At 71.0% G+C, this 3,414-nt stretch carries 4 protein-coding genes; all 4 read right to left on the reverse strand.

Annotation, left to right across the window (positions count from 1 at the left end; translation table 11 throughout):
- Positions 1-12: 12 nt before the first annotated feature.
- Complete coding sequence (locus ABNT58_RS25605) at positions 13-975, reverse strand: NAD(P)-dependent oxidoreductase (protein ID WP_348756204.1); 963 nt, start codon at positions 973-975, stop codon at positions 13-15.
- Complete coding sequence (locus tag ABNT58_RS25610; protein WP_348756205.1) at positions 972-1,979, reverse strand: tripartite tricarboxylate transporter substrate binding protein; 1,008 nt, start codon at positions 1,977-1,979, stop codon at positions 972-974. Before ABNT58_RS25610 ends, ABNT58_RS25605 begins: the two co-directional genes overlap by 4 nt.
- 64 nt (positions 1,980-2,043) lie before the next feature.
- On the reverse strand, positions 2,044-3,198 hold the full coding sequence (locus ABNT58_RS25615) for a mandelate racemase/muconate lactonizing enzyme family protein (RefSeq protein ID WP_348756206.1): 1,155 nt from the start codon (positions 3,196-3,198) through the stop codon (positions 2,044-2,046).
- 33 nt (positions 3,199-3,231) lie between these two features.
- Positions 3,232-3,414, reverse strand: a 183-nt coding sequence (locus ABNT58_RS25620; protein WP_348756207.1) for a hypothetical protein, incomplete at its 5' end; no start/stop codon positions are given.

A 3,414-nucleotide genomic window follows, 5' to 3' on the forward strand; every position in this document is an offset into this window, starting at 1 on the left:
CCTGCCTGCCCGCTACCGATTCACCGGGTTCAGCGGCGCCTGCCCCTGCAGCAGGCGCAGCACCTCGTCGGCCGCGCCCTCGCTCATCGCGGCCATGCTCTCGTCGGTCAGGCCGGCGGCATGCGGCGTCAGCAGCACGTGGGGCAAGGCCAGCAGCGGGTGATCGGGTGGCAGCGGCTGTTGGGTGAACACGTCCAGCGCGGCGCCGGCGATGCGGCCGGCCTGCAGCGCGGCCGCCAGCGCCGCTTCATCGACGATGGCGCCACGCGACACGTTGACCAGCAGCGCATCGCGGCGCATCAGGCCGATGCGGCGCGCATCCAGCAGGCCGCGCGTGGCCTCGGTCAACGGGCAGGTCAGCACCACGCCGCGGCTGCGGGCCAGCAGCTCGTCCAGCGCGCAGCCTTCGACGAAGCCGGGCAGGCCCTGCAGCCGCCGCTGGAACCCCAACACCTGCATGCCATAGCCGTGGTGCGCGATCTCGGCCACGCGCAGGCCGATGCTGCCCACGCCCACGATGCCCAGCGTCTGCCCCGCCAGCTCGCCGGCCCCTTCAGCCAGCGCGCGGCTGGCGGCCCAGCCCTGGCTGCGCAGCAGCGCATCCATGCGGTGCTGACGGCGCAGCAGCAGGCCCAGCGCGGTGATCACATGCTCGGCCACCGCCTGCCGGTTGCTGCCGGGCACGTTGGCCACCGGAACGCCGCGTGCGGTGGCGGCTGCCACCGGGATCATGTCCACGCCCACGCCCGGCCGCACGATGCCCGTCAGCCGTGGCGCATGGTCCAGCAGGTCGGGCGGCAGGGTCGATCGCACCACCAGCACCTCGGCCTCGCGCACCCAGCGGCGCAGGGTCTCGGGCTGCGTGTCGGGCACCAGCAGCACCTCGGCCACCTCCGCGATACGCCGCTGCGCCGGCGCATGCAGCGGGCCGGTCAGCAGCACCACCGGGCGGCGGCGCGTCGTCGCTTCGGTCATTCGGGGGTCACCCCGGCGTCCTGCACCACCTTGCTCCATTTAGCCATCTGGTCCTTCAGGTAGGCCGCGAACTGCGGCGCGCTGCTGCCGATGGCGTCCACGCCCTGGGCCGCGAACTTCTCCTTCACGTCGGGCATGTGCAGCACCTTCACGATCTCGGCATTGAGCTTGTCCAGGATGGGCTGCGGCACGCCGGCCGGCGCCGCAAAGCCGAACCACACGTCCACCTCGTAACCCGGCACGCCGGCCTCGGCCACCGTGGGCACGCCGGGCGCATACGGCGTGGGCCTGGGCGTGCTCACGGCCAGTGCCTTGAGCTTGCCGGCCTTGACGTGCTGGATCACGTTGGGGATGTTGTCGAACATCACGCCCACCTGCCCGCCGATCAGGTCCGTCACCGCCGGGCCACTGCCCTTGTAGGGCACGTGGGTGATGTCCACGCCCGCCATCTGCTTGAACTTTTCCATCGACAGGTGGTTGGACGAGCCGGTGCCGGTAGAGGCGTAGTTGATGCTGCCCGGCTTGGCCTTGGCCAGCGCCAGCAATTCGGCCACCGAATTGACCGGCAGCGCCGAAGACACCACCAGCAGGTTGGGCGTGCTGGCCGCCAGCGTGATGGGCGCGAAGTCCTTCACCGGGTCGTAGGGCAGCTTCTTGAAGATGGCCTGGTTGACCGCGAAGGCAAAGGGCGTGACGAACAGCGTGTAGCCATCGGGCGCCGACTTGGCCGCCGCATCGGTGCCGATGAGGGTGCCGCCGCCGGGCTTGTTCTCCACCGTCACCGGCTGGCCCCAGGCGGCCTGCAGCTTGGCGCCCACGGTGCGCGCCAGCGTGTCGTTGAAGCCGCCCGGCGGATACGGCACGATGATGCGGATGGGCTTGGCCGGGTAGGCCGTGGCGCCGGCCGGGCCCTGGGCCGCGGCAGGCAGCACCGACCAGGTGGCGGCCAGGGTCAGCGCCAGCACGCCGAAGCGGCGGCGGGCAAATGGGTGGTGGCTTTGCATGCGTGTCTCCGTTGGGTGGGTCGCGGCCGCATCTGCGGCGGCCGTCGTGGGGGCGCGTGAAGGCTCAGACGTAGCCGGGGCCTTCCACAGGCGGATAGGCCTTGAGGAAGGCTTCGTCCACTTCCACGCCGATGCCCGGCGCTTCCAGCGGCCGCACGCAGCCGTCGCGGCCGATCTGGAATGGCGTGCTCACCAGGCTGTCGCGGTAGAGGTTGCTCCTGGACACGTCGCCCTCGAAGTAGCCGCCGTTGTCGATGGCCGCCAGGAAGTGGATGGAGGCGGCCATGTTGATGCCCGTCATGCAGGTGTGCGGGTGGATGGGCAGCTTGTAGGCCGAGGCCATGGCCGCGATGCGCAGCAGCTCGGTGATGCCGCCGGCCTTGGACAGGTCGGGCTGCAGCAGGGTGATGTCGCCGTCCTCGATCACGCGGCTGAACTCATAGCGGGTGAAGTGGTTTTCGCCGGCGGCCAGCGGCACCCGGCCGAAGCCGCGCGCCAGCCGGTAGCTGCGGTGGTCGTGCGGCGCGAAGGGCTCTTCCAGCCAGGCCACGCCCAGGGCATCGAAGCCGGGCATCGCCTGGCGTGCGTCGTTCAGGTCGTAGCCGGTGTTGGCGTCCACCAGGATGGTCACCTCATCGCCCACGGCCTGCCGCACCGCCTTGACCCGCTGCAGGTCGCGCGCCGGGCTGTCGCCCACGCGCAGCTTGATGGCGCGGTAGCCGGCCTCGATGTGCGGCAGAGCCTCGTCCACCAGCGCCGCCGGGTCCTGGAAGCCCAGCGACACGCCGCCTGCATAAGCCGGCACCGCCTTGGCCGATCCGCCCAGCAGCTTGTACAGCGGCCAGCCCACGGCCTTGCCGCGGATGTCCCACAGCGCCAGGTCGATGCCGCTCATCGCCATCGCGCAGCCGGCGCCCACGCCGTGGCTGGCCAGCTGCTTCCAGTAGATGCGGTCCCACACACCCACCACGTCGGTGGCGTCCATGCCCACGGCCAGCTGGCGCAGCGTGGTGTTGACCAGCTGCGCCACCGCGGTGTGGGCCTTGCCGTGGTGCGATTCGCCCCAGCCCACCAGACCGCTCTCGGTGGTGACCTTGACCACCACCGCGTCCTTCTTCACCGCCCGGCCCATGCCCAGCTGCACCGCGTTCTCGGGTGCGATGGGAAAGGACACGGCAAAGGCCTGGATGTCGCGGATGCGGTGCGTTGCGGATGCCATCGGTTCAGTCTCCTTGTGCTTGTCTAGACAGGTTCAGCCCAGGTAGCCGCGCGCGGGCATCAGGGCGTGTTGGCGCAGCGCCTGGCCGGCGGCGCCGATCAAGGCCGGCGGCAGCGTGTGCCCGGAGTGCAAACGCGGGCCGGGCACCGCCTCGGCCCGCGGGCCGTGGGCCATGAAGTGGTCCAGCGCCTTGTTGGCGTTGGTGAAGGCATTGCC

It is taken from the genome of uncultured Aquincola sp., assembly GCF_964001545.1.
Lineage (GTDB): Bacteria > Pseudomonadota > Gammaproteobacteria > Burkholderiales > Burkholderiaceae_C > Aquincola.